24 protein-coding genes are annotated in these 23,294 nt (G+C 66.3%); 9 read left to right on the forward strand and 15 right to left on the reverse strand.

Going from position 1 to position 23,294, the window contains the following annotated elements; genetic code table 11:
* Together VGG53_RS10535 and VGG53_RS10540 are read left to right on the forward strand one after the other, a co-directional pair.
* The coding region (locus tag VGG53_RS10535; protein WP_331518055.1) for a hypothetical protein at nucleotides 1-241 on the forward strand (241 nt) is incomplete at its 5' end.
* Complete coding sequence (locus VGG53_RS10540; RefSeq protein ID WP_331518049.1) at nucleotides 192-776, forward strand: methyltransferase domain-containing protein; 585 nt, start codon at nucleotides 192-194, stop codon at nucleotides 774-776. The genes VGG53_RS10535 and VGG53_RS10540, both read left to right, overlap by 50 nt.
* On the opposite strand, the gene VGG53_RS10545 is transcribed toward VGG53_RS10540, so the two are convergent.
* From VGG53_RS10545 to mutA, 6 genes are all read right to left on the reverse strand, one after another.
* Nucleotides 773-2,512 carry an AMP-binding protein gene (locus VGG53_RS10545; RefSeq protein ID WP_331518002.1) on the reverse strand — a complete coding sequence of 580 codons (1,740 nt, stop codon included), beginning with the start codon at nucleotides 2,510-2,512 and terminating at the stop codon, nucleotides 773-775. The genes VGG53_RS10540 and VGG53_RS10545 overlap by 4 nt on opposite strands.
* A gap of 112 nt (nucleotides 2,513-2,624) precedes the next feature.
* Entirely contained in the window at nucleotides 2,625-3,197 is a 573-nt protein-coding gene (locus VGG53_RS10550; protein ID WP_331518003.1) for a carboxymuconolactone decarboxylase family protein, read from the reverse strand.
* Between the two features lie 18 nt (nucleotides 3,198-3,215).
* Nucleotides 3,216-4,481, reverse strand: coding sequence for a serine hydrolase domain-containing protein (locus tag VGG53_RS10555; protein WP_331518004.1), 1,266 nt, complete (start codon nucleotides 4,479-4,481; stop codon nucleotides 3,216-3,218).
* A 41-nt stretch (nucleotides 4,482-4,522) separates the two neighbouring features.
* A complete protein-coding gene (meaB, locus tag VGG53_RS10560; RefSeq protein ID WP_331518005.1) occupies nucleotides 4,523-5,521 on the reverse strand; it encodes a methylmalonyl Co-A mutase-associated GTPase MeaB in 999 nt (332 codons plus the stop codon).
* 4 nt (nucleotides 5,522-5,525) lie between these two features.
* The gene (gene scpA / locus VGG53_RS10565) at nucleotides 5,526-7,775 is read right to left on the reverse strand and encodes a methylmalonyl-CoA mutase (RefSeq protein ID WP_331518006.1); all 2,250 of its coding nucleotides are present in this window, start codon (nucleotides 7,773-7,775) and stop codon (nucleotides 5,526-5,528) included.
* 5 nt (nucleotides 7,776-7,780) lie between these two features.
* Complete coding sequence (gene mutA, locus VGG53_RS10570) at nucleotides 7,781-9,670, reverse strand: methylmalonyl-CoA mutase small subunit (protein WP_331518007.1); 1,890 nt, start codon at nucleotides 9,668-9,670, stop codon at nucleotides 7,781-7,783.
* 193 nt (nucleotides 9,671-9,863) lie between these two features.
* Between mutA and VGG53_RS10575 the strand changes: the two genes are divergently transcribed.
* The 5 genes from VGG53_RS10575 to VGG53_RS10595 all read left to right on the forward strand — a co-directional run bounded on the left by VGG53_RS10575 (nucleotide 9,864) and on the right by VGG53_RS10595 (nucleotide 13,730).
* Nucleotides 9,864-10,148: a FeoA family protein gene (locus tag VGG53_RS10575; RefSeq protein ID WP_331518008.1), complete on the forward strand. Its 285-nt coding sequence runs from the start codon at nucleotides 9,864-9,866 to the stop codon at nucleotides 10,146-10,148.
* On the forward strand, nucleotides 10,145-12,058 hold the full coding sequence (gene feoB / locus VGG53_RS10580) for a ferrous iron transporter B (protein WP_331518009.1): 1,914 nt from the start codon (nucleotides 10,145-10,147) through the stop codon (nucleotides 12,056-12,058). Before VGG53_RS10575 ends, feoB begins: the two co-directional genes overlap by 4 nt.
* Nucleotides 12,055-12,624 (forward strand): NifU family protein, encoded by a 570-nt coding sequence (locus tag VGG53_RS10585; RefSeq protein ID WP_331518010.1) that lies wholly within the window; start codon nucleotides 12,055-12,057, stop codon nucleotides 12,622-12,624. The genes feoB and VGG53_RS10585 overlap by 4 nt, the downstream gene beginning before the upstream one ends.
* Nucleotides 12,625-12,659: 35 nt before the next feature.
* Nucleotides 12,660-13,421, forward strand: coding sequence for a TVP38/TMEM64 family protein (locus tag VGG53_RS10590; protein ID WP_331518011.1), 762 nt, complete (start codon nucleotides 12,660-12,662; stop codon nucleotides 13,419-13,421).
* Between the two features lie 66 nt (nucleotides 13,422-13,487).
* Nucleotides 13,488-13,730: a hypothetical protein gene (locus VGG53_RS10595; RefSeq protein WP_331518012.1), complete on the forward strand. Its 243-nt coding sequence runs from the start codon at nucleotides 13,488-13,490 to the stop codon at nucleotides 13,728-13,730.
* Nucleotides 13,731-13,751: 21 nt separating this feature from the next.
* Here VGG53_RS10595 and VGG53_RS10600 read toward each other — a convergent pair whose 3' ends face one another.
* Entirely contained in the window at nucleotides 13,752-15,080 is a 1,329-nt protein-coding gene (locus VGG53_RS10600) for an MFS transporter (protein WP_331518050.1), read from the reverse strand.
* Between the two features lie 179 nt (nucleotides 15,081-15,259).
* Between VGG53_RS10600 and VGG53_RS10605 the strand changes: the two genes are divergently transcribed.
* Entirely contained in the window at nucleotides 15,260-15,748 is a 489-nt protein-coding gene (locus VGG53_RS10605; RefSeq protein WP_331518013.1) for a nitroreductase family deazaflavin-dependent oxidoreductase, read from the forward strand.
* Here VGG53_RS10605 and VGG53_RS10610 read toward each other — a convergent pair.
* The 3 genes from VGG53_RS10610 to VGG53_RS10620 are packed head-to-tail and all read right to left on the reverse strand — an operon-like array spanning nucleotide 15,745 to nucleotide 17,706.
* A complete protein-coding gene (locus VGG53_RS10610; protein ID WP_331518014.1) occupies nucleotides 15,745-16,101 on the reverse strand; it encodes a DoxX family protein in 357 nt (118 codons plus the stop codon). The two genes, VGG53_RS10605 and VGG53_RS10610, sit on opposite strands and share 4 nt — an antisense overlap.
* 1 nt (nucleotide 16,102) lies before the next feature.
* Nucleotides 16,103-17,245 (reverse strand): SPFH domain-containing protein, encoded by a 1,143-nt coding sequence (locus VGG53_RS10615; protein WP_331518015.1) that lies wholly within the window; start codon nucleotides 17,243-17,245, stop codon nucleotides 16,103-16,105.
* A gap of 26 nt (nucleotides 17,246-17,271) precedes the next feature.
* Nucleotides 17,272-17,706, reverse strand: coding sequence for an NfeD family protein (locus tag VGG53_RS10620; RefSeq protein ID WP_331518016.1), 435 nt, complete (start codon nucleotides 17,704-17,706; stop codon nucleotides 17,272-17,274).
* 58 nt (nucleotides 17,707-17,764) lie between these two features.
* Here VGG53_RS10620 and VGG53_RS10625 point away from each other — a divergent pair, with 58 nt between their 5' ends.
* Nucleotides 17,765-18,622 (forward strand): hypothetical protein, encoded by an 858-nt coding sequence (locus VGG53_RS10625; protein ID WP_331518017.1) that lies wholly within the window; start codon nucleotides 17,765-17,767, stop codon nucleotides 18,620-18,622.
* Here VGG53_RS10625 and VGG53_RS10630 read toward each other — a convergent pair.
* From VGG53_RS10630 to VGG53_RS10650, 5 genes are all read right to left on the reverse strand, one after another.
* Entirely contained in the window at nucleotides 18,619-19,632 is a 1,014-nt protein-coding gene (locus VGG53_RS10630) for a ferrochelatase (protein ID WP_331518018.1), read from the reverse strand. The genes VGG53_RS10625 and VGG53_RS10630 overlap by 4 nt on opposite strands.
* Before the next feature lie 6 nt (nucleotides 19,633-19,638).
* Nucleotides 19,639-20,448: an NADH-dependent enoyl-ACP reductase InhA gene (gene inhA, locus VGG53_RS10635; protein ID WP_331518019.1), complete on the reverse strand. Its 810-nt coding sequence runs from the start codon at nucleotides 20,446-20,448 to the stop codon at nucleotides 19,639-19,641.
* Nucleotides 20,449-20,472: 24 nt separating this feature from the next.
* Nucleotides 20,473-21,213 (reverse strand): 3-oxoacyl-ACP reductase FabG1, encoded by a 741-nt coding sequence (gene fabG1 / locus VGG53_RS10640; RefSeq protein ID WP_414688941.1) that lies wholly within the window; start codon nucleotides 21,211-21,213, stop codon nucleotides 20,473-20,475.
* Between the two features lie 87 nt (nucleotides 21,214-21,300).
* Nucleotides 21,301-22,308 (reverse strand): VWA domain-containing protein, encoded by a 1,008-nt coding sequence (locus tag VGG53_RS10645; RefSeq protein WP_331518021.1) that lies wholly within the window; start codon nucleotides 22,306-22,308, stop codon nucleotides 21,301-21,303.
* A gap of 46 nt (nucleotides 22,309-22,354) precedes the next feature.
* Nucleotides 22,355-23,266 (reverse strand): DUF58 domain-containing protein, encoded by a 912-nt coding sequence (locus tag VGG53_RS10650; protein ID WP_331518051.1) that lies wholly within the window; start codon nucleotides 23,264-23,266, stop codon nucleotides 22,355-22,357.
* Nucleotides 23,267-23,294: the final 28 nt, after the last annotated feature.

The following is a 23,294-nucleotide window of genomic DNA, read 5'->3' on the forward strand; positions in this document are numbered from 1 at the left end:
CAGCACCACCGTCATCGACCACGTCCACAGCACACTCGCAGACGCGCCGCACATCAGAACCACCACACACAACGCCGTCACACAGCTACGACAACAACTCACCAACGAATACGCCGGCGTGGCACACCACATCGGCCTCGATAGGCGGCAATTCAACGAGAGAGGTACCGATACCGATGCCGAGAGTACTCATGGCGCTTCGCCAGAAGACCGATCACAGCAGGTGGGCCGATACCCGTAATATCTTCGCGTCCTGGGAGTCTCGGACCGAAAGAGCTGCCGCTCTGGTGCCGAATCGCAGTCGGGTCATCGAGTTCGGGGCCGGCAACCGAGTCCTCGAGCGCTACCTCGACGAATCGTGCACGTACGCTCCGTCCGACATCGTCGACCGCGGGCCGGGAACGATCGTCTGCGACCTCAATCGGAGGCCGCTCCCGGAGCTTGGCGTCGGCGCCTACGACGTCACCGTCCTGATGGGGGTGCTGGAATATATGCGCGACATGCCCTCGGTGCTCGATTGGTTGACGGACCTTGCGCCGACCTGTGTGCTGTCGTATGCCTGCGCGCGAGGACGGCGCTCGTTTCCAAGCCGCATCGTCGGGGCCGTTGGCCGCCTGAAGGCGGGCTGGCTGAACAGCTATTGCGACGACGAGATCCGGTCACTCTTCCGCGAACGCGGCTTCGTGCAGTCGCACGAGGAAAGCTGGCAGAATCAGCGCCTTTTCGTCTTTTCCCGGCAACGTTCGCCGGGACATCACGCTCCCGGCGGCAGCTAAGCATCCAGACGTGCGAACCGGTCCTGTTCGTACTGCTCGACACAGGCCCGCCGCCTGACCTTGCCGCTGGTGGTGATCGGGATCGCCCCCTGCGGTACGAGCACCAGATCCGAGACGCTGAGACCATGCGACGCCGAGATCGCCGACGTCACTTCGTTCTTGATGGTGGCAACCTTCTCCAAAGCCTCCTGGTCCACGCTGGCGCCGTTCTTGAATTCGACGATGGCGACCAGCTTTTCGATGCCGTCATCTGGCACGGAAATCGCCACGCACCGGCCGCGGGTGATCTTCTGGATTGTCGCCTCGATGTCGTCGGGAGAGTGGTTGCGCCCGTACACGATCAACAGATCCTTGATGCGGCCGATGATGAACAATTCATCTTCGAAGAAGAACCCCAAGTCCCCGGTTCGCAGCCACGGCCCCGCGGCTGTGCCCGCCGGCGGATGTGCCAGCTCGGCGCGGAAGGACTCTTCGGTCTCGTGTGGTTTGTGCCAGTAGCCGACGCCGACGTTGTCCCCCTGAGTCCAGACCTCACCAATGGTTCCGGCCGGGCACTCGATGCGGGTCTCGGGGTCGACGATCCGCACGATGGGCGACGTCGGCACACCGTAACTGACCAGAGGTGTGCCCCCGCCATCCGCGGACAGCTGCGCCTGACCGTCGGTGAGTTCCTTGGAGTCGAAGTGAACGATCCGCGGGGACTCACCGGACTCGCGGGTGGCGATGTACACGGTCGCTTCGGCCATTCCATACGACGGCCGCAGTACCGCATCGCGCAGACCATTGCGGGCGAACCGTTCGGCGAAACGCTTGAGCGTCGCGGCTTGTACCCGCTCACTGCCGTTGAGGATGGCGTGGACATTGCCAAGATTGAAGCCGGCCATCTCCTCGTCCGACGTCTTTCGTGCCGCCACCTCGAACGCAAAGTTCGGTCCTGCGGTGAAGGCGTGGCTATGACTTGCCAGAAGTTGCAGCCAACGCGCCGGCCGCGCCAGAAACGACACCGGACTGGTGAGCACGGACGGCCGGCCCGCCAGCACCGGAACGCAGATGCCCAACAGCAGACCCATGTCGTGGTAGAACGGCAGCCACGACACAAACGTGGTGTCCGGTAGGGCGACCTTCCCGTACTCGGAGAAATAGGCGGACATGATCTGCTCGAAATTGGCCAGCAGATTCCGATAGGTGATCTCAACCCCTGCCGGTGCGCGCGTCGAACCTGATGTGTACTGCAGATACGCGGTATCGGACGTCGTATCGCCGCGAAGCCGCGTCCGGTGGCGAGCATCCAAGTCCAGCGAATCAATCGCGATGACAGCGGGCGCAGGTCGGTCCCGCGTCGGCTCGAGATATTCGGCGACGACGTCCGACACCGCCGAGGTCGTCAGTACCACCGACGGCGACGCGTCGCGCAGTACGGAACTCACCCGTTCGTCACTTGCGCCGCCCAACGGAACTGAGAGCGGAACCGCGATCAGTCCCGCCTGCAGCGCTCCGAAAAAAGCATCGATGTAATTGAGTCCCTGCGGTGCCACAATGACTGCACGGTCACCCGCCGATCCGTGAAGTCGCATCTCCTGCGCCACGTTCAGCGACCGCCGGTGCAGCTGAGACCAGGTTATGCTTTCGGCAACGCCGTCCCAATCCTGGTCGTAATCAATGAAAGTGAACGCCTTCTCATTGGGCTGCAGACTGGCGCGCTCACGCAGAACACTGGGAATGGAAGGTTGGACCACACGTGCCAGCTTACCGCCGCAGGCGCGTCGTTTGCCGGACTCGGCTGCATCTCATGCGTCAAATAGATTGTCGGACAATGACTGACGTATCAATCAGTATCCGCGGCGCCCATCATGTCGGCGGTTCCCCATCCGGCGGCCAGCTCGCCACGCCATCTTCCAGCGGAACCTCCAAGCTGTGCAGAATCGACGCGACCATGCGCCACGCGCTGATCGCCGTAACGAGCTCGACCAGCGTTTCGTGGTCGGCTCCGAATTCCTGCTCGCAGGCCGCCCAGGTTTCCGCGTTCACCGCGCCGTCGCGCAGCACGTCATCCGTCGCCGCGAGCACCGCCCGCTCCGCTGGGCCGAAACCCGGGTATGACCGCCAATCCCGCACCCCGAGTAGGTCATCGGCGCTGACCCCGAGTCCCCGCGCCACCCGCCAATGCTGTGTCCATTCGTAATCGCAGGCAGTGAGCCAACCGATCCGCATGATCGCGAGCTCGCGCAGCCGCGAATCCAACTTCCCGTGCCACAGCATGCTGGCGAGCAGGTCGTTGAGGCGACCAGCCAGCCCGGGGTGGTTCAACAGCACCTGAAAGATCGCGAGCTCGGCCATGTAATCGGGCACACCCGCTTGATCAGCGGCGGCTCGGGCCTCGTCCAGCGGGAGACGGGGAACGCGGGCTTTTCTCGGCGTCACGCTTGCTCAGTAAACCCGTTAACCGGCAACGGCTCCCGGCTCTGCGAAAGGCGAGCCGAAGTCGGCTACCCGCTCGAATCCATCTTTGCGCGCCTGCGCCGCGCCCAGCCGCAACAGGGCGCTCGTTGCGACGAACCCGGCGTGATCGATGATCACGAACGGGGACAACAGCCGGTTGTGCACAAACCCGAACGCCAGTCCGCTGTCCGGGTCGGCCCAGCCGAGCGAGCCGCCCAGCCCGACATGCCCGAAGCCGGGTATCGCGTCGAACGGCAGGCGGTGATAGCCGAGGTGAAATGCCAGCGGTATCAGCAAGTTTCCGTCCGGCCGCAGGCTGCGCCGGCCGCTGAGGCCGGCGGCCAGCTCGCGAGAAAGGAATCGGGTGCCGTCGATGCGCCCACCGTTGGCGATCGCACCGTACATCCGGGCCAGCCCACGCGCTGTCACCACACCGTTGGCGGCCGGGATTTCCGCGTCCAGCAACGGGATATCGCCTTGCGCAACTGCTTTCACACCGGGGAAGTACATGGAGCCGAATCCGGTGGACAGTGGCAGCGCGGCGATCCTCGGCGCCACCGCGTTGAATACCGGATTCTGGATAGCGCTTTGCGGCATGATGATCTGGGCCGGTTGCGTCGGCGCGTCGGCGGGAGGCCGGCCCAGGTGCAAACCGTCGGTGCCCAGCGGCTCCGCCAGCTCCGTTCGGATCAACTCCCGCATGCCTTTACCGGTGACAGCCCGTGCCAGCCCCGACAGCAGCCAGCCGTAGGTCAGCGCGTGGTAGGCCGACCGGCCGAACGAGTAGCCCGGCCGTGCCGCCGCCAGGCGTTGTTCCATCAGTTCGTGGTTCAGCAGGTCTTCCTTGCTGGCGCCGCGCAACGCCGACAGACCGGCCTGGTGCCGCATTACCTGCCGGACAATGATGTCCGCTTTCCCGTTGGCGCCGAACTCCGGCCAGTACCGGGCAACCGGCGCGTCGTAGTCGATCAGACCGCGATCGACAAGCCGATGGATGACGGTGGAGGCCAGGCCTTTTGTCGCCGAGAACACCATGGTGGCCGTATCCGCCGACCACGGCACCCGACCGCGCCGATCCGCCCAGCCGGTCCACACGTCCACGATGGGTTCCCCGTCAAGGTAGACGGCCAGCGCGCCGCCGCCGAATCGGCGGCCCGGGAACATACTGGCGAAGCTGCGCACCGCACAGGCAAAGTGTGGGTCGGCCGCGCCGTGAACACCGCGCGGCAACACTGATCGGCGATTACCCACCACTTCGAGGGCCATGCCATCGAATCTACCGTTACACTCTACAAACGAAGTGATATTTACCTTTCCGTTATCGAAGCAAGCCGCAATATTTCCTCAGCCGCCAGAGCCGGGGTCAATTTCCCGGTGAGAACCCGCCGCTCCACGTCGGCACGGCCGTTGCGCACCGCGGGGTTGGACAGTACCCGGTCCAGCACGGTGTCGCGGACCATCTGCCAGGTCCAGTCGACTTGTTGTGCGCGCCGCCGCGCCTCGAAGTCGCCTGCCTCGGTCAGCACGTCGCGATGTCGCTCGACGGTGTCCCACAGCTCTTCCAGCCCAGTGCCTTCCAATGCGCTCATCGTGAGAACCGGTGGACGCCAGAGGGTTTCGCGGGGATAGATCAGCCGGATTGCCCCGGAAAGGTCGCGGGCGGCTTTGCGGGCCTCGGTCAGGTGATCGCCGTCCGCCTTGTTCACCACGACGATGTCGGCGAGCTCCAGCACACCTTTCTTGATGCCCTGCAGCTGATCGCCGCTGCGCGCCAGAGCGAGGAAGACGAAGGTGTCGACCATGTTGGACACCGCAACCTCGGACTGACCGACCCCCACCGTCTCCACCAGGATGACGTCGAACCCGGCGGCTTCCAACAGCACGATGGTCTCCCGGGTCGCCTTGGCCACACCGCCGAGCGTGCCCGATGTCGGTGATGGGCGGATGTAGGCATCCGGATGCGTTGCCAGCCGCTGCATTCGGGTCTTGTCACCGAGAATCGATCCGCCGGTGCGGGTCGACGACGGGTCAACTGCGAGGACCGCCACCCGATGACCGCGCTCGATCAAGTACATCCCGAGTGCCTCGATCGCGGTCGACTTACCGACTCCGGGCACCCCGGTGATACCGACATGAAGGGCGTTGCCGGCCGCCGGCATCAACTCCAGCAGCAACTGCTGCGCCCCGTCGCGATGGTCGGCGCGGGTCGACTCAACCAGGGTGATCGCCCGCGGCAGCGCCGACCGGTCGCCGGAACGCACCGCCGCGGCGAGTTCGTCGATAGCGTCGCCGTTGTCAGTCGCCATGTGGCTAGAGGGTGTATCCGAGTCGCTCGGCCAGCTTGTGCATCAGATCGATGGCCGCGTCGGCGATCACGGTGCCGGGCGGGAAGATCGCCGTGGCTCCCGCCGCGTACAGCTCGTCGAAATCACCTGGCGGGATGACCCCGCCCACCACCACCATGATGTCGGAGCGGCCCACCTCGGCCAGCGCATCGCGCAGCGCGGGCACCAGCGTGAGATGACCGGCGGCCAGCGAAGACACCCCGACGACGTGCACGTCGTTGTCGGCGGCCTGGCGGGCCACCTCATCTGGTGTTGAGAACAGCGAACCGACGTCGACGTCGAATCCGATGTCGGCGAAGGCCGTTGCGATCACCTTTTGTCCACGGTCGTGGCCGTCCTGGCCCATCTTGGCCACCAGGATCCGGGGGCGCCGACCGTCGGCCTCGGCGAACTTCTCGACGAGTTCGGTGGCGCTAGCCATATTTTCGGCCTTCCCAGCTTCGTCGCGGTAGACCCCGGCGATGGTACGGATCTCCGCCTGGTGCCGCCCGTACACCCGCTCCAGCGCATCGGAGATCTCGCCGACGGTGGCCTTGGCGCGGGCGGCGTTGATCGCCAGTGCCAGCAGGTTGTTGCCCAACCCGTCCTCGCCCGCCCGCCCGTGCGCCTCGGCGGCACGCGACAGCTCGGCCAGGCCGGCCTCGACGGCGCCCGGGTCCCGGTGCGCCCGCAGCTCTTCGAGTTTGGCCAGCTGCTCGGATCGCACCCGGCTGTTCTCGACCTTGAGGACCTCGACCTCTTGATCCTCTTCGACCTGATATTTGTTGATCCCGATCACCGGCTGGATCCCGGAGTCGATGCGGGCCTGGGTACGCGCGGCGGCCTCCTCGATGCGCAGCTTGGGAATGCCGTCGCTGATCGCCTGCGCCATACCGCCGTGCTCGGCGACCTCGGCGATGTGGGCCCGCGCCCGCTGCGCGAGCTGATAGGTCAGCCACTCCACGTAGTACGAGCCGGCCCAGGGGTCGATCGGCCTGGTGGTGCCCGACTCCTGCTGGAGCACCAGCTGAGTGTTGCGGGCGATGCGGGCCGAGAAGTCGGTCGGCAGCGCCAGCGCCTCATCCAGTGCGTTGGTGTGCAGCGACTGGGTGTGACCCTGGGTTGCCGCCATCGCCTCGATGCAGGTGCGCGCGACATTGTTGAACGCGTCCTGCGCGGTCAGCGACCAGCCGGACGTCTGCGAATGGGTGCGCAGTGACAGTGATTTCGGGTTCTTGGGGTTGAACTGGGCAACCAACTCGCTCCACAGCAGGCGGCCGGCCCGCAGCTTGGCCACCTCCATGAAGAAGTTCATCCCGATGCCCCAGAAGAAGGACAGCCGGGGAGCGAACTTGTCGATGTCCAGCTCGGCGTCCAGGCCGGCCTTGATGTAGTCGACGCCGTCGGCAAGGGTGTAGGCGAGCTCCAAATCGGCTGTGGCACCGGCTTCTTGAATGTGATAGCCGGATATGGAGATCGAGTTGAACTTCGGCATCTTCGCACTGGTGTAGGCGAAGATGTCGGAGATGATGCGCATCGAGGGCTTCGGCGGATAGATGTAGGTGTTGCGCACCATGAATTCTTTGAGGATGTCGTTCTGGATGGTTCCGGCCAGCTTCTCCGGCGCTACCCCCTGCTCCTCGGCGGCCACCACGTACAACGCCAGGATCGGCAACACGGCGCCGTTCATCGTCATCGACACCGACACCGTCGACAAGTCGATGCCGTCGAAGAGCTGGCGCATATCGAGAATGGAATCTATTGCGACGCCGGCCATTCCGACGTCGCCCTGCACGCGCGGATGGTCCGAGTCGTATCCGCGGTGGGTGGCGAGGTCGAAGGCCACCGACAGCCCTTTTTGGCCGGCGGCCAGGTTGCGCCGGTAGAAGGCATTGGACTCCGCCGCCGTGGAGAACCCGGCGTATTGGCGGATCGTCCAGGGCTGGTTGACATACATCGTCGGGTAGGGGCCGCGGACAAAGGGCGGCTCGCCCGGAAAGCTGTTCAGTGGGTAGCCGCCGGATTCGACGGCGGCGCGGTCGGTGGCGATGTACACCGGTTTGACGTCGATGTCCTCCGGGGTGTGCCACACCAATTGGTCCGGGGTGTACCAGTGCGCGGCTGCTGCCGCCTCGACATGTTGGTCCACGACATCTTCGGTCGGTGTTGCGACGACGCGTTCGCTGTTCAGTGGGACATCGGCGAAGTTGCCTACAACGGGCGTGGTGGTCGTCATCGTCGCTAAGCCCCCAACCGGTCCAGCAGCTGTGAAAGAGTCTGCACCGCATTTATCTTCGCGGTAAGGAACTCGTCGGGCTGGTGATCCGCAGCGGCGACCGCTTTTTGCGGGCCGGCCAGACAGACGTGGGAGACCCCCGCGCTGCGGGCCGCCGCTACCACCGCTGACGCCTCGGTGCCGTACCGGCTGTCCGTCCCGCAAATCACCGCCACCACCGGTGAACCCGCATCGGTGACCGCCTCGGCGACCCCGTCGGCATCGACTGTCCCCGGGTTGATCGCCTCGATGCCGCCGGAGGCCAGCAGATTTGACGCGAACGTCGTACGGATGTTGTGTTCGGCCAGCGGCCCAACCGGCAAAAGCAGCGCCTGCGGACGCGACCCGGCACGGGCCAAGTAGACGTCGGAACGGTCCCGCAGGGCTTCGAACTCGGCGGCGTAGCGGATCAGTTTCCCCGCCGCGAGCGGTGAATACGACGAATCATTCTGCGGCAGAGCAGGCTCGGTGAGGTTCGGGTATTCATTGACGCCGGTGATCGCGGTCTTGCGATGGGCGATGTCGTCGGCGCGCCGGGCGGCTATCTCGCCGATCTGGCCCGCGATGAACTCACCCGCGTCGACGAATCCGCCGTGCTGCTCAATAGTCTGGAAGCTCTGCCAGGCCTGGTGTGCCAACTGATCGGTGAGGTGCTCGACGAACCACGACCCACCAGCCGGGTCCAGGATCCGGCCGACGTGTGATTCTTCGAGCAACAGCAGCTGGATGTTGCGAGCCATTCGGCGCGCGAAACTGGTTGCCATGCCCGGAAATCCGCCCTCGATGGCCACATCGAACGGAAACACCAGAACGGTGTCGGCGCCGCCGACGCCGGCACCGAAAGCGGCCAGCGTAGTTCGTAGCATGTTCACCCACGGATCGCGCTGGGTCATCATCGGCAGCGATGTCTCGGCATGCACCACGGCCGCGCCGCTGTCCGGCTCACCGACGACCTCGGCGACTCGTGCCCACAGCCGGCGCAGCGCCCTGACCTTGGCGATCGACAGGAACTGGTCGTCGTCAGCGGCCACCCGGAAACTGATCTGCGATAAGGCCTTGGCCACCGGCAGGCCGGATTCGGTAAGCACCCGCAGGTAGGCCACCGCGGCGGCGATGCTGCCCGCGAGTTCCCATGTCGCGTTGGCGCCCAGATTGTGGAACGCGGGGCCGTCGACGGTGATCGCCCGCACGCCGTGCTGGGCGGCCACCCGGGTCGCCATGCTGACGACCGCCGCGACCGGCGGAGCGGGACGGTCGCTGAGCGCTGCGGTGAGCGGGTCGGCCCCCAGATCGATCGACAGGATTGCACGCTGATCGGGTTCGACCCGGCCCGCCAATTCGAGCAGGACGTCGCTGGCGGCCCGGTAATCGGCGCCGGCATCGAGAATCACCGGCGCCATGCTCAGATAAACGCCCTCGAGCGCCTTGTCCAGTTGCGCGGGCGTCACGCCGGACTCCCCCACCCGGACCTGCAGCGCGCTGACGCCCTCGGCCAGCCCGGCAAGCACCGCGGAGTTGACCTCGTCGGCCGCCACCCCGGCCACCGGGTTAGCCGGAATGGCCTCAGCGACCTTCCAGCCGGACTTGACGTCCCGCAACGCATCGGCACCACGCACGAAGGGCCAGACACCCGGCAGCGGCGGCTCGGGCAACTCGTCCAGCGCGGTGTAAAGCGCCCGGATCGCGAGGGCCTCGTAGGTCGGGGTCTCCAGCATCTGCTCGGGTGCCGGCCCGAGTGCCGCTATTTCACTGGCGTCCCGCTTCGTGCTCTTGGCCAGGACCCCGGCCACCGCCGTGCGCCATCGCGCACGACCCTGCTCGAGATCGGCAGGTTCGGCGGACACATCGACTGGCACCGGCGGCTCCCCATTCCAATATGTAGCGGTCCAGAATGCGGCAGTCCAACGCTGGCCTGCCACCCGACCACCAGGCTAAATGATGCTCGGTGGTGTCATCGCAGACCCCGCGGCAACCGGGCCTGACGAGCCATGACGACCGCCGACGTAGGGAGTACCTTACTAAGGTAGACCGGCTAACGTTAGGGCGATCATGTGTACTCGACCGCAGGGCACACCCGATCAGCCCGGCTCGGTGATCCTGCTGGCGCAGCTGCCGCCCGGAAAGCGGGCGACGGTGCTGGGCACCGTCGCGCAAGCCAATCCGATGGTAGCGAATCGGCTGGGGCAGTTGGGCTTTCGCGCGAGAGCCGATGTTGATGTGATTCGCCGGGCGCCGCTCGGGGATCCGACCATCTACCGGGTGCAAGACACCGAGCTGTGCCTGCGCCGCCGGGAGGCAGAGCTCATCGAAGTCCTCCCCGAAGTGGACCGATGACCGCGTGCCACGACGTCACGGCGTCTCCGGTTGCCCTGACCGGTGTCCGGCGGGTGGCTTTGGTCGGCAGCCCCAACGCGGGCAAGACCAGCGTCTTCAATCATCTGACCGGCTTGCGCGCCAAAACCGGTAACTACCCGGGCGTCACCGTCGGCCGCAGCGTCGGCACCACCACCGTGGATGGCGTCGCGATCGCCATGGAAGACCTGCCGGGCACCTACAGCCTCGATCCCATCAGCCCCGATGAGCAGGTCGTCACCGACTTGCTGGCCGGCGACTATCCCGATATCGGTCGGCCCGACGCGCTGGTGCTGGTCGCCGACGCGACCACGCTGCGCCGCTCGATCCTGCTGATCGGCCAGGTGCTGAGGCTGGATCTACCGTGCCTGCTGGCACTGACCATGACCGACGAACTGACCTCCCGCGGCGGCCGGATCGACGTTCAGGCGCTGTCGACGGCGCTGGGGATCCCGGTCGCCGCGGTCGTCGCGCACCACGGGACGGGAATCGACGCGCTGCGTGCACAGCTGGCGTCATTCGAGCAGTGGCAGCGGCCGCCGGTCCTCCCCCCGTCCGGTCCGGAGGCCATCGACGCGTGGGGCCAATCGGTACTCGACGCGGCCGATTACGTTGCCCCGCAACCGGATCAACGTACCCGCCGAATCGACCGGGTGTTGCTGCACCCGCTGTGGGGCACCGTCGCCTTCTTCGCGGTGATGTTCTATTTCTTCCAGGTGCTGTTCACCGCCGCCGCCCCCCTGCGGGATGGCATCGGCAACGCGCTGACCTGGCTGGGCGGGCAGGTCGCCGGACACGTCGGCAATCCGGTCATCCGCGGACTGCTCGGCCAGGGCATCATCGGCGGCGTCGGCACCGTGCTGCAGTTCATTCCGCAGATCGTGTTGCTGTTTTGCCTGCTCGCGTTCCTGGAGAGCGTCGGCTACATGTCGCGGGCGGCGTTCTTGATGGACCGGGTCATGGCCAAGACCGGGTTGGAGGGCCGCGCCTTCGTCGCGATGCTCTCGTCGTTTGCCTGCGCGATCCCGGGCATCATGGCGACCCGGACGTTGCCGTCATCGCGAGACCGGATCGCCACCATCGTCACCGCGCCGCTGATGACCTGCTCGGCGCGGCTGCCGGTGTACACGTTGCTGGTCGGGCTGCTGGTGGCACCGCAGACCCGGTGGTGGGGGCTCAGCGCGCAGGGCGTCACGATGTTCCTGCTGTATCTGGGCGGCGGGACGTCCGCGCTGATCGCCGCGTTGCTGGTCAAGTCGACGATTCTGCGCGGCGATCTGTTGCCGTTCACGATGGAGCTTCCGCCGTACCGACTGCCTTCCCCGCAGGCGATGCTGGCCGCCATGTGGAGTGCGGCCAGGGTGTTTCTGCGCAAGGCGGGAACCATCATCCTGGCCACATCTTTGGTGTTGTGGGCGCTGCTCAGTCTGCCCGCCCGCCAGGCGCAGACCCGGGGGATGTCACCGACCGATGCGACCGCGTATGTGATGAATCACAGCTACGCCGCCGACGTAGGTCGCGCTGTCGAGCCGGTGTTCGCTCCGCTGGGCTTCGATTGGCGTACCGATATCGCCTTGGTCGGCTCGCTTTCGGCGCGCGAGGTTTTCGTGTCGACCCTGGGCCAGGTGTCGGCGGCGACAAATCCCGACGATCCGCACGCGGCGCTGGCCGCCATGACCGATGAGCACGGCCACCGAGTGTTCAACGCGCCCACGGTCATCGCGCTGATGGTGTATTTCATGTTCGCGTTGCAGTGCATGTCGACGATCGCGGTGATGCGCCGCGAAACCAACTCGTGGCGTTGGCCCGCCTTTGCGTTCGGCTATATGTTCGTCCTCGCCTGGGTGATGGCGTTCGTCGCGCGCTCGATCGCGATCGGCCTCGGCGGATGATTCCGATCCACGCCACCGCCACCGCCGACCCGCAACAACTGCGCTGGGTGATCGCCGCGGACCGGCTGCCGGCCCGAGGCACGGTACGCCGGGCTCCGGGGCGGCTCGGCGCCCTGCTCGACGGCGGCGTGATCGACGAGATCGAGGTCCGCACAGCCGATGTGCTGATCACGCTGCGCGCCGGCGACAGCTGGCGCGACGTGGGCGACGACGTTCGCGACGCGCTGTGCCACGCCCTGCTGGATCCGGTGGGCTGGCAGGTGGATGTCGGGCCCGACGACGCCACCGTGCTGGCCGCGATCGCCGCCGAGCTGCTCGCCGGACCGATCGGCGCGCTCGCCGAATCGCACGGTGGCTCGATCGAATTGGTGTCGGTCGAGGGTGACAACGTCAACGTCCGGTTGCTGGGCGCCTGTCACGGCTGCCCCGCAGCGGCCAGCACGGTACACGACAAGTTGCGGCACGAGCTGCGGCGCCGGTCCGGTCGAAACGTCACAGTCAACAGCGAAAACAATTCAGCAGCAGTGCCATTGGGCAAAAGGCTGCTGTCGTTGATCGTCCGCTGACGCGGGGTGCCGGCTCAGTCCGTAGGCTGCACCCTGTGACGGGTCGCGCCATCCGCAGAATCGTCGACACGCTGCCCCCGCTGGGCTCCGCGGTCGTTGCCACCGCGGGTCAAGTGTCCAGGCGCCGACTGGCGCTGACCGGGGCGGTGATGGCTGTGCTGGTCGCGGTCGCGCTGCTGGTTCCGCTGCCCTCGGCGGTGGAACTGCGGGACTGGTCGACGTCGATGGGCCCCTGGTTTCCGCTGGCGTTTCTTGCCGCCCACATCGTCGTGACCGTGTTGCCGTTTCCGCGTACTGCGTTCACGTTGGCCGCCGGATTGCTGTTCGGGCCGTTGCTCGGGGTCACGTTGGCGGTGACCGCCAGCACGGCCAGCGCGATGATCGCGCTGGTGCTGGTCCGGGCCGCCGGCTGGCAGCTCAGCCGGTTGGTGCGTCACCAGGCTGTCGACAGGCTCGACACTCGTCTGCGCGAGCGCGGCTGGGTCGCGGTGATGTCGCTGCGGCTGATCCCCGTGGTGCCCTTCGCACCGCTGAACTACGCGGTCGGCGCGTCCGGGGTGCGGGTGCTGCCCTACGCGTTGGCCACGGTCGCGGGTCTGCTTCCCGGCACAGCGGCCGTGGTGATCCTGGGCGACGCGCTCACCGGCGACGTCAGCCCGCTGCTGTTTCTGGTGTCGGTGGCCACCGGCCTGGTCGGGCTTACGTTGCTGGCGTACGAGATTCGTCAATACCGCCGGCATCACCATGGCGCGGTGACGGACTTCGAGGCGGCCACCGAGCCGGCGCTGCGGAGCTGACCGACTGTCGCGGGGCCGCAGCAGCGGTGATTCAGCCATACACTGAGAATTCTTGGAGGCAACCTGATGGACGTAAGACAGCTGATGGCCGCGGCGGCCATCGCCAGCTCGACCCTGACGTTCGGGCTGGGACTGGGCAACGCCGCCCCGCTTGATCCTCCCCCGCCGTGCCCGAGTTGCGATCCTCATGCGCCGCCACTGAAGGCGATGAAGTGCTGGCCGTACGGACGCGTCGGACCTGGAAGCGCCCGGGGCGGTGGCGGTGTACCGGTATACCCGCCGCCGTGCCCGCCGGGCACCCCGCACTGATCGCGCAGCCGTCTGCGGCGGCTAGTCGCAGTCCTGTACCAACTCACGTGCCTCCTGCTCCGTCTCAACCGTGGGCGGCGACCCCGGCAGCCGCCGCCCGGCGACTTCCGGCGTGAACAACAGGGTGACCGCGCCTACCAGCCCCGCGACGATCAGCATGTACGCCGGCACCATGGTGTTGCCGGTGCCGGACACCAACGCCTGGGCGATCAGTGGAGTAGTGCCACCGAGGGCGGATATCGAGACGTTGTACGCGATGGCCAATGCTCCGTTGCGGACATTGGTGGGAAACAGTGCCGGCAGCGTGGCAGGCGACGTGCTGTCGAAGCACAGTTCCATCAACCCGATCAGTAGCACACCGATGAAGACCAGCGGAAGGCCGCCACCATGGCGAATCAGCAGGAAAGCCGGGATCGACGCCACGATCAGCAACCCACAGCCGGTCCGCATGATCGGTTTCACCCCGATGCGGTCGGAGAGCGCCGCGACCAGCACCAGCAGCATGGCCAGGATTGTCAACGTGCCGGTGATCATCGCCAGCGCCGCGGCGTGCCCGACGTGGACGAAGACCTTCAGATAGGTCGGTAGGTAGCCGCTGAGCATGTAGTCGGCGGAATTGGCGGTGTACACCAGCGCTGCGCAGACCAGCATGGAGCGCCACTGCTCGGCGATGGTCCATCGGTATTGCCGCGAACCGTCGCCGGGGCCGTGCACCTCCTGGCTGTCGCCTTGGTAGTCGGGCGATTCATCGAGTTTCGTCCGCATGTACAACGCGACCACACCCAACGGCGCGCTCAGCAACAGCGGCACCCGCCATCCCCAGGTCAACATGGCGTGGCTCGGTAGCCAGGTTTGCAGCCCGGTGACCAGTAATCCGGCCACCACGAAGCCACCCAGATTGCCCAGCGGCAGAAACCCGACCACCATCCCACGTTTGCGGTCCGGAGCCTGCTCGACGATGTAGGTCATTGCGCCGACGTACTCGCCGCCGGTCGACAGGCCCTGGAACAGTCGCGCGACGACAAGGAGGATCGGCGCCCAGACGCCGATGGTGTTGTAGCCCGGCAACAGACCGGTTGCCGTGGTCCCCGCCGTCATCAGCACGATCGTGATCATCAGCACCCGCTTGCGTCCGATCCGGTCGCCGAGCGGACCGAACAGAAAACCGCCGAGCGGGCGCACGACGAACGCCGCTGCCAGCGTGCTGAAGGTGGCCAGCAGGTGGATCGCGCTGACGCTGTTACCGGGATAGAAGACCTGCGCGATCGTCGTGGCGATGTAGCCGTAGACCCCGAAGTCGTACCACTCCATGAAGTTGCCGATGGAGGCACCCTTGATCGAGCGGCGCATCACCTGCGGGTCAGTCACCTGAATCTGGTCAAGGGTCCACCTGCGACGGCGTCGCCGACGCAGACCGGTACGCTGGCGTGCACTGTTCATCAGGTCGTCAGTACCCGTTACCTGCCGGTTTGAACGCAGGAGTGATCAACCCCGCTTCCTCCGAAAGACGGTTCCGACAAGATGGAGGCATGCCGGACACGACGTGGCTGCGGACGCGGGTTGCCGGAATCGGTGCGCGCATCTTGCGCACGCGCCCGCTGATGCGGGCCCCGATCTGGCTTTACCAGGCCGGCGCCGGGGCGATGCTCGGCTCGCGCCTGCTCATGCTCGAACACGTCGGGCGCAAATCCGGGGCCAGGCGCTATGTGGTTCTCGAGGTTCTCGGCCATCCCACACCGGACCGCTACCTCGTCGCCTCCGGCTTCGGTGAGAAGGCGCAGTGGTATCGCAACATCAAGGCCAACCCGCGGGTGCGGGTCTACGCCGGCAGCCGCTCACCCGCACCGGCAACCGCGCGAATCCTCACCCAGCAGGAAGCAGATCGCTGCCTCGGCGACTATGTGAGGCGGCATCCACGGGCCTGGAACCGATTCAGGCCCGTGCTGGAACGGACCCTCGGCAGCCCGATCGCCGAGACCGACACCTCGCTGCCGATCGTCGAGCTGCGACTCGGCTAATTCCTTTCCGGCCCTTTGATCGTCAAAGCGGCATACGTCGCCAGAAACGACGCCGCCGGCAGGGTATTCACGATTCGATCGCGAACACGAACATGTGCGGCCACCGCGAGCACGAAATACAGCGTCAGCATCGCGGTGGTCAGCCGCGCCAGCGCCGGAATGCGGCCGGCGGAAAGCAAACCGATCGCCGAGGCGGCCTTCACCACCGGCAGGATCCAGCGGATGTTCGGTGGAACACCGTATTGGTCAAGGGCTTTGGTGATCGGCGCTATCGGAATCGCGCACGCGACCGCGTCGCCGGCCTGGAACGCGGCCAGCCCCGCATAGGTTTTCGGCGACGTCAGAGCGCTCACCTCACTGCCCCAGCTGATGTCGCGCCGGCAGCGTGTCGTCCACGGGCATGCGGGCGTCGGCCTCTGCCTTGGCTACCGCTTGGACGATGGCCGGGTCGGTCTCGGTGGAGAACCAGTCAGCCACCTCCGCACTGTCATCCTCGGCCGCCGGCGGGTTGTCCTCGACCGGGGATGGCTGATACCGGAACACGCCGTCCTCACCAGGTGCGCCGAGCAGCTTGGTGAACCCCTGCAACGCCGCTCCGAAGTCGCTGGGCACCAGCCACACCTTGTTGGCTTCGCCTCGCGCCATCTGCGGCAAGACCTGCAGGTATTGGTAGGCCAGCATCTCCGGGGTGGGCCGGCCCGCCTTGATCGCGGCGAACGTCTTCTCGATCGCCTTGGCCTGGCCCTGGGCCTGGAAGTAGGCCGCGGCCCGCTCACCCTGCGCCCGCAACATCCGGGATTGTCGATCGGCTTCGGCGGCCAGGATCGCGGCCTGCTTGGCGCCCTCGGCGGCCAGGATCTGCGACTGCTTCTCTCCCTCAGCCTGTGTGATCGACGCCTGCCGCATCCCTTCGGCGGTCAGGATCACCGCCCGCTTTTCCCGGTCGGCTTTCATCTGCTTTTCCATCGACGCCTGAATCGATGGCGGCGGGTCGATGCTGCGCAGCTCCACCCGCGCGACTCGCAGCCCCCAGCGGCCGGTGGCCTCGTCGAGCACGCCGCGCAGTTGGCCGTTGATCTGGTCGCGCGAGGTCAGCGTCTGCTCCAACGTCATGCCACCGACCACGTTGCGCAGTGTGGTGGTGGTCAGCTGCTCGACACCGACGATGTAGTTGCTGATCTCGTAGACCGCGGCCTGCGGGTTGGTCACTTGGAAGTAGACGACGGTGTCGATGTTGAGCGTCAGGTTGTCCTCGGTGATCACCGGTTGCGGCGGGAACGACACCACCCGCTCGCGCAGATCTATCCGGGCCCGGACCCGGTCGATGAACGGCACCAGCAAGGTCAGCTGTCCGCTGATCGTGCGGCTGTAGCGACCCAGCCTTTCGATCACCGCCGCTTCGGCCTGCGGGACCAGGGTCACCGACTTGGCCACCACGATCACCGCGAAGACGACGAGAACAGCCAACAACAACAACCCGGCAGCTGCACCTTGCATGTAATTCTCCTATTGCTAAAGAGGGTTTACGGACTCTTCCAGACCACGGCAGTGGCCCCATCGATATTCATGACGGTCACCAGGTCGCCGGGTTCGAACACATCACCGTCATTCAATGGCCTCGCGGTCCACACCTGACCTTCGACTTTCACCTGGCCCCCCTCGCGGGCCACCCGGTCGAGCACCAGCGCGCTTTTGCCCTCCAGCGCCTTGATGCCCATCGACAGGCTTTTCGCGGGGGTCAGATGCTGCCGTAGTGCAGGTCGGACCGATACCAGCAGCAGCAGAGAAACCACCAGGAAAACCACACCGTCAGCCCAGATCGGCAGATTGAGCAGCCAGCTTGATCCGGCCGCGGCCAGCGCCCCGCCGCCCAGCATGAGCAGGAACATGTCGCCGGTCAGCGCCTCCGCGCCGGCCAGCCCCAACGCGACGATCAGCCAGATCACGGCCGCAGACATGCCGTCAGGATACTGCGTGATCGGCCATGTCCGCGGCGAACAACTAGACTGCGAAAACATGTGGTGCCCCAGCGCAACGCTTTCGGTCTGGGCCAACGCCTGGCTTGCCGGCAAGGCCGCGCCCGACGACATCCTCGACGCGCTATCATGCTGGGCGCCAACGCATTCCGTTACCGCCTACGACGCCGTCGCGGCGGGCCACACCGGCTTGCCGTGGCCGGACATTCAGGACGCGGGTGCGGTATCGCTGCTGCAGACGTTGCGCACGGCGGCCGGCCCGGCGGCGAACGGCACCCCGTCGATCCGGGTGGTGCTGCCGGTTCCGGGTGATGTCCGCGGGCTGCCCCCGGGCACCCAGTTCGAGCGCGATGCGTTAGCGGCCGGCGAGGCGGTGATCGTGGCGGATCCGGTCGATCCCGGCGTGGCCGTCGGACTGGTGCCCGAATTCGCCTATGACGAATCCGACGACGAATCGGCGATACCCGAATTGTGTGCACTGTCGTGGACGGTGTACTCCCTGCCCGGTGTGCCGGTGACCGACCACACCGAATTGAGCGAGGCCGAATACGCGTTGCGGTCGGCGGTGCGATCCGCCGCCACTGCGCTCACCACAATCGGGTTGGGGTCCGCCGGCGTCGACGTGGACGATCCACGCGGGCTGGTGGAGCAGTTGTTGGAATCCACACGCCAGCACCAGGTTCCCGAACCTGCCCCGTCGCGTGCGCTACGGGTGCTGGAAAACGCGGCACACGTCGACGCGATCATCACGGTCAGCGCCGGACTCAGCCGAATCGGCACGCAGTCACTGTCCGAGGCCCAGATCGCCACCGACGCGCTGCGGCCACTGGCCGGGGTGGTGCGATCGGCGAGAATGGCTGCGCTCAGCGCGATTCTGCACGCCGCGTGGCAGAGCTAGCTCGGTCGGACCTGCGTGACGCAGTGCGGCGGACGGCACGCCTCACCGTTGATGCCCGCCGCGCACCCGGGCACCGGATCTGGTCCGATCACGCGCGCCGGCGCACGGCCGCAACGTAGTTCGTCGATCAGCTGCACAACCAGCCGGGCGAACCGCGGATCGGCGTTGGGCGTGCCGACTCGCGCAAACCCGATGCCGGCGGCATCGGTTTGTGCGCGCAACTCGGTATCGAGGTCCCACACCACCTCGATGTGGTCGGCGACGAACCCGATCGGACAAACGATCACGGCCCTGACGCCGGTTTGGGTCAGCGCTGCGACGTGGTCGGCGACATCTGGCTCCAGCCACCGCACCTGGGCAGGGCCCGAACGTGACTGCCATACCACGTCGTAGTCGGCGTAACCCGCGGCCGCCGCGACAAGCCCTGCGGCATAACGCACTTGGCGGCTGTACAGCTTCGGGCCGAGGTTGTCGTCGGCGGCCAGCGGGATCGAATGCGCGGTGAACACCAGCCGCGCGTCCGTCGGCACTGTGCCTGCGGCGACGGAGATGTTGTCGGCAAACATCTCGACGAACAACGGATGGTCGAAGTATCGCCGGAGTTTGACCAATTCCGGGGCGCCGGGCCCAGCCGCGCGCCTGGCTCGGTCGATGTCTTCGGAATACTGGGTACACCCCGAGTATCCGCTCCACGCCGATGTCGTAAACACCGCCGCCCGCCGGATACCGTTGTCGCGCATGGTTGCGACGGTGCCTTCGACGTAGGGCTCCCAGTTACGGTTGCCGAAATAAACCGGGATGTCTATGTCAGCTTGCAATTGGGCGATCAGATCGCGGTTGATTTGGTTGATCGGTGATACCCCGCCGAAGTGCTGGTAGTGCTGCGCCACGTCGTCGAGGCGCTGCGGTGGAACATTCCGGCCGCGGGTGACGTTCTCCAGGAACGGACGAACCTGCTCGGGTCCTTCGGGCCCGCCGAAGGACAGCAGCAGGACCGCGTCGAAATCCATTGCTTGTCAGAGCAATTGGGTGCTGGCGCCGCCGTCAGCGTAGATGATCGTGCCAGTGGTGGCCGGCAGCCACTCGGACAGCAGCGCACACACCGTCTTGGCCACTGGTGTCGGGTCTTTCATGTTCCACCCGATCGGCGCCCGCTGGTCCCAGCCCTCTTCGAGCAGCTGCATCTGGGCGCCCGCCTCGTCGCCCAGCGCACCGCCGACGATGGCGCTCATGGCCAGCGTCCGGATCGGGCCTGCCGCAACAAGATTCGAGCGGACACCGTACTTGCCGGCCTCGCGTGCCACAAATCGGTTGACTGATTCCAGCGCACTCTTGGCCACCGTCATCCAGTTGTAGGCCGGCATCGCCCTGCTCGGGTCGAAATCCATACCGACGATGGAACCGCCCGGGTTGATGATCGGCAGCAGCGCATTGGCCAGCGAGGCATACGAGAAAGCAGAGATGTGAATGCCTTTGGAGACATCTTCATAGGGCGCATCGAAGAACGGGTTGATCCCCATCCCGGTCTGCGGCATGAAGCCGATCGAGTGCACCACGCCGTCGAGCTTGTTGCCCTCACCGATCTCGGCCGTCACGCGCTCGGCCAGCGAAGCCAGCTGCTTTTCGTCCTGCACGTCGAGTTCGATCAGCGGCGCCTTCTGCGGCAGCCGATCGGCGATGCGCTGGATCAGCCGCAACCGGTCGAATCCGGTCAGCACCAACTGGGCCCCGGCCTCCTGCGCCACTTTGGCGATGTGAAAAGCGATCGAGGCGTCGGTGATGATCCCGGTGACCAGGATTCGTTTGCCTTCGAGCAGTCCTGCCATGTCCGTCCTAATCTTGTGATTTCGTCAGTGGCCCATACCCATGCCGCCGTCGACCGGGATGACCGCGCCCGAGATGTAACTCGCATCCTCGGACGCCAGGAAGCTGACCACGCCGGCGACCTCGGCGGCGGTACCGACCCGCTTCGCCGGAATGAATTCCAGCGCCCCCTCCTGAATCCGCTCATCCAGCGCGCGGGTCATGTCGGTGTCGATGTAGCCCGGGGCGACCACGTTGGCGGTGACCCCGGCCTTCGACAGTTCCCGGGCGATCGAGCGTGCCATGCCGATCACACCCGCCTTGGACGCGGCATAGTTGGCCTGGTTGCCGATGCCCCAGGTGCCGGAGACCGAACCGATGAAGATCAACCGGCCGAACCGCTTTCGCTGCATGCTGCGCGATGCACGCTGAACCACCCGGAATGCCCCGGTGAGGTTGGCGTCGATGACTTTTTCGAATCTCTCTTCTGTCATCCGGATGAGAAACGCGTCCGCGGAAACGCCGGCGTTGGACACCACCACTTCGACCGGACCCTGGTGCTCCTCGACCGCTTTGAAGGCCCGGTCGACGGCCTCGTTGTCGGTGACGTCACACTCGACGCCGAAAAGGCCGTCGGGCGCACCCGATCCGCGGTGCGTGACGGCGACCTTGTGGCCGTCGGCGGCCAGCCGCTGGGCGATCGCCAGCCCGATTCCCCGGTTTCCGCCGGTGACCAGGACTGAACGGGATACGAATGCGGGTTTGGTCCCGCCGGCAGCGGGGTCGATCGTGGTGTCGGCCCTGTCAGTCACCCCGACAACCTATCGCTTGGCCGCAGCGTCGCCGAAATCGCCCGGCGTTGGTGTGCAACGGAACTAGGTGGGCAATCGCCGGTTGATCAGCAACGCCGCCAACCCGGCCAGCGCCAGCACCAGCGAACCCAACCGGAGCCAGCCGATGCTGGCGTCGCCCCTGATCGTCTCGTAACCGATCTGCTGCTGCAGTGAGGCGTAAACCTGCTTGAGCTCCTGCAAGCTCGACGCGTCGTAGTGGGTGCCGCCGGAGAGCTCGGCAACTTTTTTCATCGTGCTGTCGTCAACCGGCACCGGCTGGCGCTGCCCGTTGATCTCCACGAAGCCGTACGGGGTGCCGAACGAGATGGTCGAGATCGGCACCCCTTGGTCCTTGGCGGTCCGGGCCGCGGTGAACGCGCCCTTGGGGTTGTCCGGGTTGGTCGGCATCGTCTCTTTACCGTCGGAGAACAACACGACGCGCGCCGGCGGCGGGGTGTCGCCCCCGCCGATCACCGCACCCACGGTGGCGATGGCCTGCAACGCGGTGAAGATGCCCTCGCCGGTGGCGGTGCGGTCGGCGAACTGCAGCTTGTCCAGCGCGGCTTTGGTCGAGTCGCGATTGGTCGTCGGCTGGACCAGAACGGTCGACGTGCCGGCGTAGGCGATCAGCCCGAGGTTGATACCCGGGGTCAGCTCGCCGGCGAATTCCTTGGCCGCCACTTCGGCGGCGACCATCCGGTTGGGTTCGACGTCGGTGGCCCGCATGGACTGCGAGACGTCGATCACCAGCATGACGACCGCGCGGTTGCGCGGAATCCGGACGTCGTGCGTCGGGCCGGCCATCGCGATCGTGAACAGCACCAGCGCCGCAACCAACAGGATCGCCGAAAGGTGCCGCCACCGGGTGGGCCGCTTGGGCGCAATGCTTTCCAGCAGCTCCATGTTGGCAAAGCGCAGCATCCGGCGCTGCCGGGCCACCTGGGCGATGATGTAGAGCGCCAGCAGCCCGAGCGCAACCAGCAGGAAAAGGAAAAACCACGCGTGCGCGAAGCCCGATAGTGTCATCGGCCCGAGTAACGGCAAAGTCATAGCAGACCTGTCTTGCTGTTGTGGTCCGGCTCGTGGAAAGCGCGAGTCACTGGCGCCCCGCCAGTGACCCGCGGCGGCGCGATTCGACGAAACGGACGATGTCGGCGATCCAGTCGCGATCGGTTCGCAGCGGCAACAGTGGCGCGCCACAACTTCGCAGCGTGCGGGCAACGTCGGCGCGATGGGCGGCGGCGGCCTTGGCGAAGTCGTCACGCAACTGCTCGTCGATGGTGAATTCCCGGGAGGCGCCGGTCTCGGCGTCCTGCAAGATCACGTCGCCGACGTCGGGCAACTCGACGTCGCGGGGGTCGAGCACCTCGATGCCGAGTACCTCGTGGCGGGCGGCGATGGCTCGGATTGGACGCATCCAGTTGATCGGCCCGAGGAAGTCGCTGATGATCACCGCCATGCCGCGGCGTCGTTCCGGACGACGCAACGCATCGATGGCCACCGCCAGATCCCCGCGTACCCCTACCGGCGCCTTCGGCATCGTGGCGATGGTGCGCAGCAGCTGCTGCTCATGCTGCCGCCCGGAGCGGGCCGGCACTCGAGTTATCTTCTCGCCGTTGGCGATCACCGCGCCGAGCCGATTGCCTCCGCCACTGTTGAGGAAGGTGATGGCGGCCGCGGCAGCCACCGCCAGGTCACGCTTCTCGCAGACCGCGGTGCCGAAGTCCAGGCTGGCCGACATGTCGACCACCAGCCAGGTCTCCAACTCGCGGTCGGCGATCATCTGCCGAACGTGCGGGTGGGTGGTGCGCGCCGTGACCGCCCAGTCCATCCGGCGCACGTCGTCGCCGGGCTGATACTCGCGCGACTCGCCAGGCTCCGAACCCGGGCCGGGGATCAGGCCGAGGTGGTCGCCGTGCAGCACACCGTCGAGCTTGCGCTTGACCGTGAGCTCGAGCGTGCGCAGCGCCGCCGACAGCTTGGGGTCGTCGATCTGCCCGCGCTGCATCGACGGCGGACGAGTAGCCACGGGCTGC

The organism is Mycobacterium sp., from assembly GCF_036490025.1.
Taxonomy (GTDB): Bacteria; Actinomycetota; Actinomycetes; order Mycobacteriales; family Mycobacteriaceae; genus Mycobacterium.

Bases quoted from the DNA above. Each gene is read 5' to 3' on its own strand.
- VGG53_RS10575 (WP_331518008.1), top strand. From the start codon at position 9,864: ATGTGTACTCGACCGCAGGGCACACCCGATCAGCCCGGCTCGGTGATC.
- VGG53_RS10620 (WP_331518016.1), bottom strand. From the start codon at position 17,706: ATGTCTGCGGCCGTGATCTGGCTGATCGTCGCGTTGGGGCTGGCCGGC.
- VGG53_RS10615 (WP_331518015.1), bottom strand. From the start codon at position 17,245: ATGCAAGGTGCAGCTGCCGGGTTGTTGTTGTTGGCTGTTCTCGTCGTC.
- VGG53_RS10605 (WP_331518013.1), top strand. From the start codon at position 15,260: ATGCCGGACACGACGTGGCTGCGGACGCGGGTTGCCGGAATCGGTGCG.
- VGG53_RS10595 (WP_331518012.1), top strand. From the start codon at position 13,488: ATGGACGTAAGACAGCTGATGGCCGCGGCGGCCATCGCCAGCTCGACC.
- VGG53_RS10630 (WP_331518018.1), bottom strand. From the start codon at position 19,632: ATGGATTTCGACGCGGTCCTGCTGCTGTCCTTCGGCGGGCCCGAAGGA.
- feoB (WP_331518009.1), top strand. From the start codon at position 10,145: ATGACCGCGTGCCACGACGTCACGGCGTCTCCGGTTGCCCTGACCGGT.
- scpA (WP_331518006.1), bottom strand. From the start codon at position 7,775: ATGACGACCACCACGCCCGTTGTAGGCAACTTCGCCGATGTCCCACTG.
- VGG53_RS10555 (WP_331518004.1), bottom strand. From the start codon at position 4,481: ATGGCCCTCGAAGTGGTGGGTAATCGCCGATCAGTGTTGCCGCGCGGT.
- VGG53_RS10650 (WP_331518051.1), bottom strand. From the start codon at position 23,266: ATGCAGCGCGGGCAGATCGACGACCCCAAGCTGTCGGCGGCGCTGCGC.
- inhA (WP_331518019.1), bottom strand. From the start codon at position 20,448: ATGGCAGGACTGCTCGAAGGCAAACGAATCCTGGTCACCGGGATCATC.
- meaB (WP_331518005.1), bottom strand. From the start codon at position 5,521: ATGGCGACTGACAACGGCGACGCTATCGACGAACTCGCCGCGGCGGTG.
- VGG53_RS10600 (WP_331518050.1), bottom strand. From the start codon at position 15,080: ATGCGCCGCTCGATCAAGGGTGCCTCCATCGGCAACTTCATGGAGTGG.
- VGG53_RS10625 (WP_331518017.1), top strand. From the start codon at position 17,765: ATGTGGTGCCCCAGCGCAACGCTTTCGGTCTGGGCCAACGCCTGGCTT.
- VGG53_RS10645 (WP_331518021.1), bottom strand. From the start codon at position 22,308: ATGACTTTGCCGTTACTCGGGCCGATGACACTATCGGGCTTCGCGCAC.
- VGG53_RS10540 (WP_331518049.1), top strand. From the start codon at position 192: ATGGCGCTTCGCCAGAAGACCGATCACAGCAGGTGGGCCGATACCCGT.
- VGG53_RS10585 (WP_331518010.1), top strand. From the start codon at position 12,055: ATGATTCCGATCCACGCCACCGCCACCGCCGACCCGCAACAACTGCGC.